The sequence below is a fragment of the Erwinia sp. E602 genome (genome assembly GCF_018141005.1).
Lineage (GTDB): Bacteria > Pseudomonadota > Gammaproteobacteria > Enterobacterales > Enterobacteriaceae > Erwinia.
In genome coordinates this window covers 1,706,719-1,720,648 of the sequence record NZ_CP046582.1, presented here as the reverse complement: position 1 = coordinate 1,720,648, position 13,930 = coordinate 1,706,719, and the positions used below count along the sequence as shown (strand labels likewise).

Sequence of the window (13,930 nt, the reverse complement as noted above, 5' to 3'; positions counted from 1 at the left end):
TGGTCTTCTTTTTGCAGAGGCAATATTTTGCCCCAAAATAGCGCGCGATGGCAAGCCCCTTTGCCGGGCGGTAACAATTATTCACAACAAAAGCGGATACCTGCGTCTGTTCGGGCTTACGGGCCCTGGCAACCCGTACGCTAACCTCAGGCGTTTTTCAGCATCCAGTCAATTTCAGTGGCGGTAACCAGCCGCTCGAAATGCATCAGTTCATGGTACTTACAGCTGTGCCAGACAAAGGCGAAGCGCTGGCCGAGCTGTTTCTGCAGCGCCAGGCTCTCTTCAAAGGCGACCAGCGCGTCGCTCTGGCGGGTCGGCAGCGGCCTGCCGTCGGCTTCATGGCCGTTACCGGTAATCGCCGCCGGCAGCGGCAGCGGGTTGTCCAGCCCGTGCAGGATGCCGGCGAGGATCGCCGCCATCACCAGATAGGGGTTGGCGTCCGCGCCGGCCACCCGATACTCCACCCGGTGGTTATGGCGGTCGCTGCAGGGGATGCGCAGCGCCACGGTGCGGTTGTTGTGCCCCCACGAGGCCTGCAGCGGCACGTAGGAGTCCGGCAGAAAACGCCTGTAGGCGTTGACGTTGGGGGCCAGCAGCGCCATTGAGGCGGGCAGCAGATCGATCATTCCTGCCAGCGCACGTTTCAACAGCGGGGAGTCGCCCCCGTCTTCCAGCGCAAAGACGTTGCGCTGCGCCTCGTCAAACAGGCTGATATGCACGTGCATACCGCTGCCGGCAAACTCTTCATAGGGTTTTGCCATAAAGGTGGCGTTCATGCCGTGCTGTTCCGCCACCTGGCGGATCAGGCGCTTCAGCTGCACCGCGTCGTCGCAGGCGCTGAGCACGTCGCGGGTGTGGTGCAGGTTGACCTCAAACTGGCCGGGTGACGCTTCGGCCAGCGCGCCGTCCGCCGGAATGTTTTGCAAACGGGCGATGGTGTCTATCTGGCCGAGAACGTCGGCGAAATGATCGAGATTATCGACTGAATAGACCTGATTTTGCAGATTACGCTCGTCGCTGCCCGGCGCGCACGGCGGCTGGATATACCCTTCCGCATCGCGCTCCTTATCGACCAGATAGAACTCCAGCTCTACCGCTACCACCGGAGAGAGTCCTCTTTTGCGCAGCTGCTGCCACAGCGCATCGAGCACGTTTCGGGGTTCAACGTCAAAGGGAGTACCATCTTGATTACGCATGGTCAGCAACAGCTGCGCGAGGTGCTGCGGGTCTGCCGCGGAGGGAATTAGCGTGCCGCCAACCGGCAGGCAGAGGTTATCCGGTTCACCAAGCGACTGCCCGAGCCCGGACTCTTCAACGGTATTGCCAAGGATGTCCATGGCGAACACCGAGGCCGGGAAGTAGCAGCCCTTCTCAAGCTTACGCAGGCTGGTGATGGGGAGGCGTTTACCGCGAAACACGCCGTTAAGATCGTTGAGCAGGATATCGACATACTGGGTTTCGGGATAGCGTTCCAGGTAGCCAGCAACTTCTGCCTGGAACGCGCTGGTTCGTTTCTCTTCACTTAAACGCGTGAAATCTTCCACTTCGACAATATTGGTCATAATGCCACCCGTCAGGTTGTGCCAGCTGAGAGGAAGGCTGCTCAAAATAACAGCCACATATTTAACATAGCGCTTACGCATAGGCTGCGCAACGCGCAGGAATGCGACTTTTTTAGCCCGATCACGTTTGAATATTGACCACCCGGTTGCTAGATTGAAAATATATTGCACAGTCCGGCGCTTCACGCGCCATTCCGGTTGATATTTTTTACAACGCAGCAGGGAGTGGGATGGACACTATTTTTGACAGGCCGCTGATTGGCGTGGTGATGTGCCAGGCCGATCGCCATGACCACCCGGTGCAGATGGTACATAACAAGTACCTGGACGCGGTGCAGGAGGCCGGTGGCGTTCCGCTGGCGCTGCCGCACGGGCTGTACTCTCCTTCCCTTTTAGACCGCGCGCTGTCCGCGCTGGATGGCATCTTACTGACCGGCAGCCCGAGCAATATCGAACCCCACCACTACGGCGAATCGGGCGAAGAGGCCGATGCCGATCCTGGCCGCGACCGGCTGGCTTTTGCGCTGGTCAACGCTGCACTGGCACAAAAGATGCCGCTGTTCGCCATCTGCCGCGGGTTACAGGAACTGGTCGTCGCCTGCGGTGGCTCGCTGCACCGCCAGGTGCAGCGGGTACCGGGCCTGCAGGATCACCGGGAAGACGCGTCGCTGCCGCTGGAGCAACAGTATGCCCCGGCTCACGACGTCTGGCCGGAGCCGGGCGGCGTGCTGGAGGCGCTGCTCGGCCACACTGCGCCGCAGGCGGTGAACTCGCTGCACCAGCAGGGGATCCGTTCGCTGCCCGCTGAGCTGCGCGCAGAAGCACGGGCGGCAGACGGTCTGGTGGAGGCGGTCAGCCACCGTCAGCATCCGTTTGCGCTCGCGGTGCAGTGGCACCCCGAATGGCACAGCCGCGAGTCGGCGCTTTCACGCAGCCTGTTTGACGGTTTTATCGCCGCCTGTCAGCACTTTCATCAGGAATACCGCGCATGACCAATACCACACTTGCACCCGGCCGTCGGCTGGCCGATTTGCGCCAGGAGAAAGGGCTGTCGCAACGCCGGGTTGCCGAACTGGCCGGCCTGACCCACAGCGCCATCAGCACCATTGAGCAGGACAAAGTCAGCCCGGCGGTCAGCACCCTGCAAAAGCTGCTGAAGGTGTACGGAATGTCTCTGTCGGAGTTCTTCTCCGATCCCGTTTCCCGGCCGCCCAGGGTGGTGATTGAAGCCAGCGAACTGATCGAGATGGGCAGCCAGGGGGTGTCGCTGCGGCTGATCCCGAACAGCCGTCCGCAGCGCACGCTGGGCATGCTGCTGGAGACCTATGCGCCGGGGGCGACCACCGGCGAGAAGCTGCGCCATCAGGGCGAGGAGACCGGCACCCTGCTGGAAGGCGAGATTACCCTGACGCTGAACGGCCAGAGCTATCTGCTCACCGCCGGGCAGAGTTACGTCATTGATACCGCGCAGCCCCACAGTTTCAGCAACGTATCCGCCACGTATTGCCGCATTATCAGCGCGCATACGCCGGCCACTTTCTGACCGTACCGCCAGCCGGCAGGCGGGTTATCTTAACAAGGAGCAGGTGATGGAGCATGTGAACAGTTATTACGCCGCAACGGCCAACGATCACCCGCGCTGGCCGCGGCTGGAGGGGCAGGTTGAGTGTGACGTCTGCGTGATCGGCGGCGGCTTTACCGGCCTTTCGTCGGCGTTATTCCTCACCGAAGCAGGTTACGACGTGGTGTTGCTGGAAGCGGCGGTGGTCGGTTTTGGTGCCAGCGGGCGCAACGGTGGCCAGGTGGTGAACTCTTACAGCCGCGATATCGACGTGATCGAGCAGCGCTACGGCAAAGAGAGCGCCCGCCTGCTGGGCAGTATGATGTTCGAAGGCGCGGAGATCATCCGCGACCGCATCGATCGCTACGCCATCGACTGCGACTACCGCCCCGGCGGTATTTTCGCCGCGCTCAGCGCGCGGCAGATGCGGCATCTGGAGAGCCAGCAAAAAGTGTGGCAGCGCTACGGTAATCACCATCTGGAGCTGCTTGATCAAACCGGCATTCGCCGTGAAATAGGCAGCGAGCGCTACGTCGGCGGGCTGCTGGACCTGCGCGGCGCGCACCTGCACCCGCTGAACCTGGCGCTGGGCGAGGCGGAAGCGATTCGCCGCCACGGCGGGCGTATCTACGAGCAGTCTGCCGTTACCGGCGTCACCTACGGCGCCCCGCACCGCATCACCACCGCCGGTGGCGAGGTGCGGGCGCGGTTTGTGATCTTTGCCGGCAACGCCTATCTGGCACCGCACCTTGAGCCACGGCTGGCCAGTAGAAGCCTGCCCTGCGGTTCGCAGATTATCACCACCGCCCCGCTTTCCGCGGATCTCGCGCTGTCGTTGTTGCCGAACAATCACTGCGTGGAGGACTGTAACTATCTGCTGGACTACTTCCGCCTGACCGCCGATCGGCGGCTGCTTTACGGCGGCGGCGTAGTGTACGGCGCGCGCGAGCCGCAGGACGTGGCGGCGCTAATCCGGCCGAAGCTGCTGAAAACCTTCCCGCAGCTGGCCGGCGTAAAATTTGATTACGCCTGGAGCGGCAACTTCCTGCTGACCCTGTCGCGCATGCCCCAGTTCAGCCGGCTGGAGAACGGCGTGTACGCTATGCAGGGCGACAGCGGCCACGGCGTTACCCTTACCCACCTGGCCGGCAAGCTGATCGCCGAAGCGCTCAGAGGCGACGCAGAGCGCTTCGACGCCTTCGCTGGCCTGCCCCATCTGCCGTTCCCCGGTGGCCGCCGCCTGCGCGTACCGCTGACCGCCATTGGCGCGGCCTGGTATGCGCTGCGCGACCGGCTGGGGGTATGACGCCGCATCACCCCCCGCCCGGCATCAGGCCGGACCAGACGGTGCGCAGCGGGTGACCGGCTGTATGAATGGTCGTGCTGCTCTGCAACCGGACGCGGCGGTGACGCCGTGCGCAGTTCAGGCCAGCGGCATTTTCCCCGGATCGGGGTAGCGATAGCTGAAGCCCAGTTCGCGGCAGATTTTGCTGCCGTCGATCAGCTTACCGCCGTTGCGGGTGGCGCTATCGGCGACAAAGGTCGGGGGCGTCAGCCCCAGCTGGCGTGCCACTTCCGGGTAGAACTGCTGGCGGGCGGGGTGTAGCGGCGCGCTGAGGTTGTAGATGCGCCCGCCGCCCGGCGTGGTCAGCAGCAGGCGGATGGCCTCAACCACATCTTCCAGGTGCACCAGGTTGACCCCTTGTGCGCCGTTGCTCAGCCCCTCTTTGCCGGCGAGGAAGCGCCCCGGATGGCGCGCGGGGCCGACCAGCCCGGCCAGCCGCAGAATATCGACGGAGGTATTCGGCAGCTGATGCAGCCAGCTCTCCAGATCCTGCAGCGTGTGCCCGGCCACCGTCACCGGCGTTAACGGGCTGTTTTCATCGGTCAGCCCCGGCCGGTCGCCGTACACCGAAGTCGAACTGGTAAACACCAGGTGCGGCACCCCCGCCGCCAGCGCGCTGTCCACCAGCTGCTGCACCGCCAGCAGGTAGTTTTCACCGCCGGCGGCCGTACGACTGGCCGGCAGGGTAATCACCAGCGCGTCGACGTCGAGCAGCGCCGCCAGATCGTCCGCCTCGCAGACGATCTCCGGGTTCAGCGACAGCTGATAGCCGTCAATGCCACACATGCGTGCCGCCTCCACGCCGTCCGCCGTGGTTTTGCTGCCGCTCACCAGCCAGCCCGTCGCCGTCAGCGACAACGCCAGCGGCATGCCCAGCCATCCAAGCCCTACTATCGCGACCTTTTTCATCCTGGCTCCTGTGATTTTCGCCGTTGCCCGTTCAGGCTACGCCAGCCACCGCCGGGTGACAACCGACAGTTGATGAGAGAATCTTTCCGCCGTTAACAAAAAAGGGTTGCGCGGGGACGCTATTCTGGGTAGGTTATTTGTCACGATATGAATAGACATTCATGCAAAGAGATTACTATGACCCGCGTTCAGTTTAACCATCATCACCACCATCACCCTGACTAGTCTTTCAGGCGATGTGTGCTGGGAGACGTTCAGGATCTTCCAGCGGTGCAGAACGCGAACTCAGCCCCCGGAAGATCACCTTCCGGGGGCTTTTTTTTTGATTTAAATCGCCGCCAGAACGCAGAGTCAAGACGTTGAGCGCGAAGCAAACACCACAAGATCAGACAGGAAAAGGAAGATTAACCGATGTTAGATAACACCCGTTTACGCATAGCTATGCAGAAATCAGGCCGTTTAAGCGATGATTCACGCGAATTACTCGCCCGCTGCGGTATCAAAATCAACTTACAGCAGCAGCGCCTGATCGCCTTCGCCGAGAACATGCCGATTGATATTCTGCGCGTGCGCGATGACGATATTCCCGGCCTGGTGATGGACGGCGTGGTTGACCTCGGTATTATTGGTGAGAACGTGCTGGAAGAGGAGCTGCTGACCCGCCGCTCACAGGGCGAAGATCCGCGTTACACCACCCTGCGCCGCCTTGATTTTGGCGGCTGCCGCCTGTCGCTGGCGATGTCGGTCGATGACGAATACACCGGCCCCGAGTGCCTGCACAACACCCGCATCGCCACCTCTTATCCGCACCTGCTGAAAAAGTACCTCGATGAGAAAGGCGTCAGCTTCAAATCCTGCCTGCTGAACGGCTCAGTTGAAGTTGCTCCACGTGCCGGTCTGGCCGACGCGATCTGCGATCTGGTCTCCACCGGTGCCACGCTGGAGGCCAACGGCCTGCGTGAAGTGGAAGTGATCTACCGCTCGAAAGCCTGCCTGATCCAGCGCGACGGCGAAATGCCGGCCAACAAGCAGGAACTGATCGACAAAATGATGACCCGTATTCAGGGCGTGATTCAGGCGCGTGAGTCCAAGTACATCATGCTGCACGCGCCGAGCGACCGTCTGGAAGAGATCATCACCCTGCTGCCGGGCGCCGAACGCCCTACCGTGCTGCCGCTGGCCGGCGACAAGAGCCGCGTGGCGATGCACATGGTCAGCAGCGAAACGCTGTTCTGGGAGACCATGGAGAAGCTGAAGTCGCTGGGTGCCAGTTCAATTCTGGTGCTGCCGATTGAGAAGATGATGGAGTAAGCCGATGTCAATCGTGATGACCCCCGTAATCTGGCAGGAGTGCAGCGCAGAGCAGCAGCAGGCGCTGCTGCAGCGCCCGGCGCTGGCGGCTTCTGACAGCATCAGCAGCACGGTACGCGGCATCCTCGAGAAGGTGAAAGCCGAGGGCGACGACGCGCTGCGCTACTACAGCGCCACCTTTGATAAGACCGAGGTGGACCAGCTGCGCGTCAGCGAGCAGCAGATTGCCGACGCCGCTGCAAGGCTCGGCGATGAGATCAAACAGGCGATGGCGGTTGCGGTAGCGAATATCGATAAGTTCCACGTGGCGCAGCAGCTGCCGGTGGTGGATATCGAAACCCAGCCCGGCGTGCGCTGCCAGCAGATTACCCGCCCGGTGGCTTCGGTGGGCCTGTATATTCCCGGCGGCTCTGCGCCGCTGTTCTCCACGGTGCTGATGCTGGCCACCCCGGCGCGCATCGCCGGCTGTGGCCGCGTAGTGCTCTGTTCGCCGCCGCCGATCGCCGATGAGATCCTCTACGCCGCGCAGCTGTGCGGCGTGCAGGAGGTGTTCCAGGTGGGCGGCGCGCAGGCGATTGCCGCGCTGGCGCTCGGCACCGAGTCGGTGCCGAAAGTGGATAAAATCTTCGGGCCGGGCAACGCGTACGTTACCGAAGCTAAACGCCAGGTGAGCCAGCGTCTGGACGGTGCGGCGATCGATATGCCGGCCGGGCCGTCGGAAGTGCTGGTGATCGCCGATGCAGGCGCAACCCCGGATTTCGTCGCCTCTGACCTGCTGTCGCAGGCCGAGCACGGGCCGGATTCACAGGTGATCCTGCTGACCCCGTCGCTGGCGATGGCCGAAGCCGTGGCCGACGCCGTGGCCCGTCAGCTGCAGACCCTGCCGCGTGCGGCCACCGCCGCCAAAGCCCTCGAGAGCAGCCGCCTGATCGTGCTGCGCGACCTGGACGAGTGCGTGGCGATCAGCAACCGCTACGGGCCGGAGCACCTGATTATTCAGACCCGCCAGGCGCGCGATCTGGTCGACCGCATCACCAGCGCCGGGTCGGTGTTCCTCGGCGACTGGTCGCCGGAGTCGGCGGGCGACTACGCCTCCGGCACCAACCACGTGCTGCCGACCTACGGCTACACGGCGACCAGCTCCAGCCTCGGGCTGGCCGATTTCCAGAAGCGCATGACGGTGCAGGAGCTGACGCCCGCCGGGTTCCTCGGCCTCGCCGCCACCATTGAAACGCTGGCCGCCGCCGAACAGCTGGTCGCCCACAAGAATGCCGTTACGCTGCGCGTTGCCGCGCTGAAGGAGCAGTGATGAGTGCGATTGAGAACCTGGCCCGCGCCAACGTGCGCGCGCTGACCCCGTACCAGTCCGCGCGCCGCCTCGGCGGCAACGGCGACGTCTGGCTGAACGCCAATGAATACCCGCTGGCGGTGCCGTTTGAACTGAGCCAGCAGACGCTGAACCGCTACCCGGAGTGCCAGCCGAAGCTGGTGATCGAGCGTTACGCCGCCTACGCCGGGCTGAACGCCGACCAGGTGCTGGTGAGTCGCGGTGCCGATGAAGGCATCGAGCTGCTGATGCGCGCCTTCTGCGAGCCGGGTAAAGACGCGGTGCTGTTCTGCCCGCCGACCTACGGCATGTACAGCGTCAGCGCCGAAACCATCGGCATCGAGTACCGCACGGTTGAGGCCGGCGAAGACTGGCAGCTGAACCTGCCGGCCATCGCCGACCAGCTGGACGGTGTTAAGCTGGTCTACGTCTGCAGCCCGAACAATCCGACCGGCAATCTGGTCAACCCGGACGACATCCGTCAGCTGCTGGAGATGACCCGCGGCAAAGCGCTGGTGGTGGCCGATGAAGCCTATATTGAGTTCTGCCCGCAGGCCTCGCTGAGCGGCTGGCTGAAGGACTATCCGCACCTGGTGGTGCTGCGCACGCTGTCGAAAGCCTTTGCGCTGGCCGGCCTGCGCTGCGGCTTTACCCTGGCCAGCGCCGAGGTGATCGCGCTGCTGATGAAGGTGATCGCCCCTTACCCGCTCTCCACCCCGGTGGCGGATATCGCCGGCCAGGCGCTGAGCGACCAGGGCATTGCGCTGATGCGCGAGCACGTGGCGCAGCTGATTGCCAACCGTGAACAGCTGATTGCCGACCTGCGCACCCTCGATATCGTCGAGCAGGTGTTCAGCAGCGACACCAACTATATTCTGGCGCGCTTCGCGGCCTCCAGCGCGGTGTTTAAATCGCTATGGGACCAGGGCATTATTCTGCGTGACCAAAACAAACAGCCGGGTCTGGCCGGATGCCTGCGCATCTCCATCGGTACCCGTGAAGAGTGCGACCGCGTGGTCGCCGCCCTTAAAAACCTGCCCGGTGCTGCCGGGTCGACGGAGCAAGCATGAGTCAGAAAGTCCTTTTTATCGATCGCGATGGCACCATCATCTCTGAGCCGCCGGAAGATTATCAGGTTGACCGCATGGACAAGCTGGCGTTTGAGCCGGACGTGATCCCGGCCCTGCTGGCGCTGCAGACCGCCGGCTTTAAGCTGGTGATGATCACCAACCAGGACGGACTGGGCACCGACAGCTTCCCGCAGGCTGACTTCGACGGCCCGCACGATCTGATGATGCAGATCCTCAGCTCGCAGGGCGTGAAGTTTGACGAAGTGCTGATCTGCCCGCACAAGCCGGAAGACGGCTGCGACTGCCGCAAGCCGAAGACGAAAATGGTCGAAGCCTGGCTGGCCGAAGGCGCGCTGGACACCGCAAGCAGCTATGTGATCGGCGACCGCGTCACCGACGTGCAGCTGGCAGAAAACATGGGCATTACCGGCCTGCTGTACGGCAAAGACGGCGTGAGCTGGAGCAGCATTCAGCAGCAGCTGACAAAGCGCGACCGCTACGCGCTGGTCAACCGCAACACCAAAGAGACGCAGATTAAGGTGGAAGTGTGGCTGGATCGCGAAGGCGACAGCAGGATCAACACCGGCGTCGGCTTCTTTGACCATATGCTCGATCAGATCTGCACCCACGGCGGTTTCCGTATGAACATCGACGTAAAGGGCGACCTGTACATCGACGATCACCACACCGTGGAAGACACCGGCCTGGCGCTGGGCGAGGCGCTGCTGAAGGCGCTGGGCGACAAGCGCGGCATCGGCCGTTTTGGCTTCGTGCTGCCGATGGACGAGTGCCTGGCGCGCTGCGCGCTGGACATCTCCGGCCGCCCGCACCTCGAATATAAAGCCGAGTTCAGCTACCAGCGCGTCGGCGACCTGAGCACCGAGATGGTCGAGCACTTCTTCAGCTCGCTCTCCTACTCGATGGCCAGCACCCTGCACCTGCGTACCAAAGGCAAAAACGACCACCACCGCGTCGAAAGCCTGTTTAAAGCCTTCGGCCGCACCCTGCGCCAGGCGATCCGCGTGGAGGGTAACACCCTGCCCAGCTCGAAAGGAGTGCTGTAATGGACGTGGTGATCCTCGATACCGGCTGCGCTAACCTGTCGTCGGTGAAGTGGGCGATCCAGCGGCTGGGCTACGACCCGCAGGTCAGCCGCGAAGCCGATATCGTGCTCAACGCCGATAAGCTGTTTCTGCCGGGCGTCGGCACCGCCCAGGCGGCGATGGATCAGCTGCGCGAGCGCAATCTGATCGAGCTGATCAAAGCCTGTACCCAGCCGGTGCTGGGGATCTGCCTCGGCATGCAGCTGCTCGGCTCCGGCAGCGATGAGAGCGGCGGCGTGCCGACGCTCGGTATCATCGACCAGTCGGTGGATAAAATGCAGGACCTCGGCCTGCCGCTGCCGCATATGGGCTGGAACCAGATCACTTCACAGGCGGGCAACCACCTGTTCCGCGGCATTGACGACGGCGCCTACTTCTACTTCGTGCACGGCTACGCCATGCCGGTGAACGCGCACACCATCGCCCAGTGCAACTATGGTGAAGCCTTTACCGCCGCGGTGCAGAAAGATAACTTCTTTGGCGTGCAGTTCCACCCCGAACGCTCCGGTGCCGCCGGCGCGCAGCTGCTGAAAAACTTCCTGGAGATGTAACCGGCATGATTATTCCGGCGTTAGATTTAATTGATGGCAAGGTGGTGCGGCTGCATCAGGGTGATTACGGCCAGCAGCGCGACTACGGCAGCGATCCGCTGCCGCGCCTGCAGGCGTACGAGGCGCAGGGCGCACAGCTGCTGCACCTGGTGGATCTGACCGGCGCGAAGGACCCGGCTGCGCGGCAGATCCCGCTGCTGACCCGCCTGCTGGCGGGCGTCAGCGTGCCGGTGCAGGTTGGCGGCGGCATCCGCACCGCGCAGGACGTGGAGGCGCTGCTGAATGCCGGCGCCAGCCGCGTGGTGGTCGGCTCCACCGCGGTGAAGCAGCCGGAAGAGGTGCAGCGCTGGTTTGAGCAGTACGGCGCGGAAGCGATCGTGCTGGCGCTGGACGTGCGCATTGATGCGAACAACCGCAAGGAAGTGGCGATCAGCGGCTGGCAGGAAGCCGGCGGCATCACCCTGGAAGAGGTGATTGAACAGTTCCTGCCGTTCGGCCTGAAGCACGTGCTGTGCACCGATATTTCGCGTGACGGCACGCTCAGCGGCTCTAACGTGGCGCTGTACCAGGAAGTGTCCGCACGCTTCCCGCAGATCGCGTTCCAGTCCTCCGGCGGCATCGGTTCGCTGGACGACATCGCCGCCCTGCGCGGCAGCGGCGCGCAGGGGGTGATCGTCGGTCGCGCCCTGCTGGAAGAGAAATTCACTACCGCGGAGGCGATCTCATGCTGGCAAAACGGATAATCCCCTGCCTCGACGTGCGCGACGGCCAGGTGGTCAAAGGCGTGCAGTTCCGCAATCACGAAATCATCGGCGATATCGTGCCGCTGGCGCAGCGCTATGCTCAGGAAGGCGCGGACGAGCTGGTATTTTATGATATCACCGCCTCGTCCGACGGCCGCGTGGTCGATAAGAGCTGGATCTCGCGCGTGGCGGAAGTGATCGATATCCCGTTCTGCGTGGCGGGCGGCATTAAGTCGGTGGAAGACGCGGCGCTGCTGCTCTCTTACGGCGCGGATAAAATCTCGATCAACTCCCCGGCGCTGGCCGACCCGGAGCTGATCACCCGGCTGGCGGACCGCTTCGGCGTGCAGTGCATCGTGGTCGGTATTGATACCTGGTACGATGCGGAGACCGGCAAATACCACGTCAATCAGTACACCGGCGATGAGAGCCGCACCCGCGTAACCCAGTGGGAAACCCTCGACTGGGTGCAGGAAGTGCAGAAACGCGGTGCCGGTGAAATTGTACTGAATATGATGAACCAGGACGGCGTGCGTAACGGCTACGACCTGCTGCAGCTGCAGAAGGTGCGTGCGGCGTGCAAGGTGCCTCTGATCGCCTCCGGCGGTGCCGGCACCATGGAGCACTTCCACGAAGCGTTCCGTGATGCCGACGTGGACGGCGCGCTGGCCGCGTCCGTATTCCATAAACAGATTATCAATATCGGTGAACTGAAAGCGTTCCTGATTGAACAAGGTGTGGAGATCCGCGCGTGTTAACAGAACAACAGCTGGCCCGGCTGGACTGGGTAAAAACGGACGGCATGATGCCGGCCATCGTGCAGCACGCCGTGTCCGGTGAAGTATTGATGCACGGTTATATGAATCAGGAAGCGCTGGAGAAAACCCTGGCCACCGGTAAGGTGACCTTCTGGTCACGCACCAAACAGCGCCTGTGGACCAAGGGTGAAACCTCTGAGCACTTCCTAAACGTGGTCAGCATCACCCCGGACTGCGATAACGACACGCTGCTGCTGCTGGTTAACCCGGTGGGGCCTACCTGCCACCTCGGCACGTCCAGCTGCTTCTCGCCGGCGGCGGCGGACTGGACCTTCCTTTACCAGCTGGAGCAGCTGCTGGCCGAACGCAAGCACGCTGACCCGGAAAGCTCTTACACCGCGAAGCTGTACGCCAGCGGCACCAAGCGCATCGCGCAGAAGGTTGGTGAAGAGGGCGTGGAGACCGCGCTGGCCGCCACGGTGAACGACCGTCACGAGCTGACCAACGAAGCCTCGGACCTGATCTATCACCTGCTGGTGCTGCTGCAGGATCAGGATCTGAACCTGTCGACGATTATTGAGAATCTGCGTCAGCGTCATAAGTAATCCTGTGGGGCGCGTTCTGCGCCCCGCTTTTTTGCCATCGCTGGCAAGAGCCTTGCCCCCCTTCCCCCCTGCTTTCCACTCAACGGGTTAATGCCCGCCGACGTTCCTGCGGCTGCCGAACCGGTGGCGGTACCAGCGCGAGCCGCCGTTCAACATGCATTTTGCGCATAAAGGGTTTTCAGCACTGCCGCCAGCGGTTACTCTGTCTGGCCGTATCAAAGAGTCTGAGAATAATAGCAATTATGGCAAACACATCACTGAAAACCCGTCTGCGCCAGGCCGCAGCCCTCTCCCTGCTGGCCGTCTGTTCCTTCGGCGCACAGGCCAAAATCGATCAGATCCGCTTCGCCGTCGACCCGACCTACCCGCCGTTTGAGTCAAAAACCGCCGACGGCAAGCTGGTCGGTTTTGATATCGACCTTGGCAACGCGCTGTGCGCACAGCTGCAGGCGAAGTGCGTCTGGGTGGAGAGCCAGTTCGACGGTATTATCCCGGCGCTGAAGGCACGTAAGTTCGACGCCATCCTCTCCGATATGGGCATCACCGAAGAGCGTCTGAAGCAGATCGACTTCAGCGTACCGTTGTATGACACCCACGCGCAGCTGATCGCCCGTAAAGGCAGCGGCGTGCTGCCGACCGCCGAATCGCTGAAGGGTAAAACCGTTGGCGTGCAGCAGGGGACGGTGCAGGAGCGCTACGCGCTGGCAAAATGGCAGCCGCACGGCGTCAATGTGGTGCCTTACGGTGACCAGGCGCAGGTGGAGAGCGATCTGGTTGCCGGCCGCCTTGACGTGGTGTTTACCGATGCCGCCCAGGCCGCGATTGGCTTCCTGAAGCAGCCGCAGGGGCAGGACTTTGCGCTGGCCGGCCCGATTGTCGAAGATCCGATTATCGGCCCGGGCACCGCGATTGGCCTGCGTAAGGGCGATACCGAGCTGAAAAATGCTATCGACGGTGCCTTTGCCGAGATCAAGAAAAACGGCACCTTCGACACCATCCAGAAGAAGTACTTCGCCACCGACATCTCTATCCAGCAGAAGTAATCTGCCGGCCGCGCCCCGCGCGCGGCCTTTTCTTACCTGAAG

Annotated in this window: 15 protein-coding genes and 1 other annotated feature; of the genes, 13 read left to right on the top strand and 2 right to left on the bottom strand. The window is 62.6% G+C overall.

Translation table 11 applies throughout. The features are described 5' to 3' along the window. Positions 1-146 precede the first annotated feature (146 nt). The gene (locus tag GKQ23_RS09260) at positions 147-1,562 is read right to left on the bottom strand and encodes a glutamine synthetase family protein (RefSeq protein WP_056233214.1); all 1,416 of its coding nucleotides are present in this window, start codon (positions 1,560-1,562) and stop codon (positions 147-149) included. A 230-nt stretch (positions 1,563-1,792) separates the two neighbouring features. On the opposite strand from GKQ23_RS09260, the gene puuD reads away from it, so the two are divergent. Genes puuD through GKQ23_RS09245 form a run of 3 tightly spaced genes read left to right on the top strand, consistent with a single transcriptional unit; the run spans position 1,793 to position 4,429 of the window. Continuing rightward, positions 1,793-2,554 (top strand): gamma-glutamyl-gamma-aminobutyrate hydrolase, encoded by a 762-nt coding sequence (puuD, locus tag GKQ23_RS09255; RefSeq protein ID WP_212410517.1) that lies wholly within the window; start codon positions 1,793-1,795, stop codon positions 2,552-2,554. Beyond that, on the top strand, positions 2,551-3,105 hold the full coding sequence (gene puuR / locus GKQ23_RS09250; RefSeq protein WP_212410515.1) for an HTH-type transcriptional regulator PuuR: 555 nt from the start codon (positions 2,551-2,553) through the stop codon (positions 3,103-3,105). The genes puuD and puuR overlap by 4 nt, the downstream gene beginning before the upstream one ends. 46 nt (positions 3,106-3,151) lie before the next feature. Continuing rightward, positions 3,152-4,429, top strand: coding sequence for an FAD-binding oxidoreductase (locus GKQ23_RS09245; RefSeq protein WP_305827365.1), 1,278 nt, complete (start codon positions 3,152-3,154; stop codon positions 4,427-4,429). A gap of 117 nt (positions 4,430-4,546) precedes the next feature. Here the strand turns inward: GKQ23_RS09245 and GKQ23_RS09240 are convergent, their stop codons facing one another. Further along, complete coding sequence (locus tag GKQ23_RS09240; RefSeq protein WP_212410511.1) at positions 4,547-5,377, bottom strand: SDR family oxidoreductase; 831 nt, start codon at positions 5,375-5,377, stop codon at positions 4,547-4,549. Between the two features lie 177 nt (positions 5,378-5,554). On the opposite strand from GKQ23_RS09240, the gene hisL reads away from it, so the two are divergent. The 10 genes from hisL (at position 5,555) to GKQ23_RS09190 (ending at position 13,888) form a co-directional block, all read left to right on the top strand. Next, entirely contained in the window at positions 5,555-5,602 is a 48-nt protein-coding gene (gene hisL / locus GKQ23_RS09235) for a his operon leader peptide (protein WP_100396937.1), read from the top strand. Then, positions 5,578-5,700 (top strand) — a sequence feature (His leader region). (Overlaps the previous gene by 25 nt.) Before the next feature lie 88 nt (positions 5,701-5,788). Then, positions 5,789-6,688, top strand: coding sequence for an ATP phosphoribosyltransferase (gene hisG / locus GKQ23_RS09230; protein WP_056233224.1), 900 nt, complete (start codon positions 5,789-5,791; stop codon positions 6,686-6,688). Positions 6,689-6,692: 4 nt separating this feature from the next. Then, a complete protein-coding gene (hisD, locus tag GKQ23_RS09225; protein WP_212410509.1) occupies positions 6,693-7,997 on the top strand; it encodes a histidinol dehydrogenase in 1,305 nt (434 codons plus the stop codon). Then, positions 7,997-9,085 carry a histidinol-phosphate transaminase gene (gene hisC / locus GKQ23_RS09220; protein WP_056233227.1) on the top strand — a complete coding sequence of 363 codons (1,089 nt, stop codon included), beginning with the start codon at positions 7,997-7,999 and terminating at the stop codon, positions 9,083-9,085. Before hisD ends, hisC begins: the two co-directional genes overlap by 1 nt. Then, positions 9,082-10,149 (top strand): bifunctional histidinol-phosphatase/imidazoleglycerol-phosphate dehydratase HisB, encoded by a 1,068-nt coding sequence (gene hisB / locus GKQ23_RS09215; protein ID WP_212410507.1) that lies wholly within the window; start codon positions 9,082-9,084, stop codon positions 10,147-10,149. The genes hisC and hisB overlap by 4 nt, the downstream gene beginning before the upstream one ends. After that, entirely contained in the window at positions 10,149-10,739 is a 591-nt protein-coding gene (gene hisH, locus GKQ23_RS09210) for an imidazole glycerol phosphate synthase subunit HisH (protein WP_056233231.1), read from the top strand. The genes hisB and hisH overlap by 1 nt, the downstream gene beginning before the upstream one ends. Before the next feature lie 5 nt (positions 10,740-10,744). Next, a complete protein-coding gene (hisA, locus tag GKQ23_RS09205; protein WP_212410505.1) occupies positions 10,745-11,482 on the top strand; it encodes a 1-(5-phosphoribosyl)-5-[(5-phosphoribosylamino)methylideneamino]imidazole-4-carboxamide isomerase in 738 nt (245 codons plus the stop codon). Continuing rightward, complete coding sequence (hisF, locus tag GKQ23_RS09200) at positions 11,464-12,240, top strand: imidazole glycerol phosphate synthase subunit HisF (protein WP_056233235.1); 777 nt, start codon at positions 11,464-11,466, stop codon at positions 12,238-12,240. Before hisA ends, hisF begins: the two co-directional genes overlap by 19 nt. Next, positions 12,234-12,845 carry a bifunctional phosphoribosyl-AMP cyclohydrolase/phosphoribosyl-ATP diphosphatase HisIE gene (gene hisIE / locus GKQ23_RS09195; RefSeq protein WP_056233236.1) on the top strand — a complete coding sequence of 204 codons (612 nt, stop codon included), beginning with the start codon at positions 12,234-12,236 and terminating at the stop codon, positions 12,843-12,845. Before hisF ends, hisIE begins: the two co-directional genes overlap by 7 nt. Positions 12,846-13,087: 242 nt before the next feature. Further along, positions 13,088-13,888 carry an ABC transporter substrate-binding protein gene (locus tag GKQ23_RS09190; protein WP_212410503.1) on the top strand — a complete coding sequence of 267 codons (801 nt, stop codon included), beginning with the start codon at positions 13,088-13,090 and terminating at the stop codon, positions 13,886-13,888. Positions 13,889-13,930 lie beyond the last annotated feature (42 nt).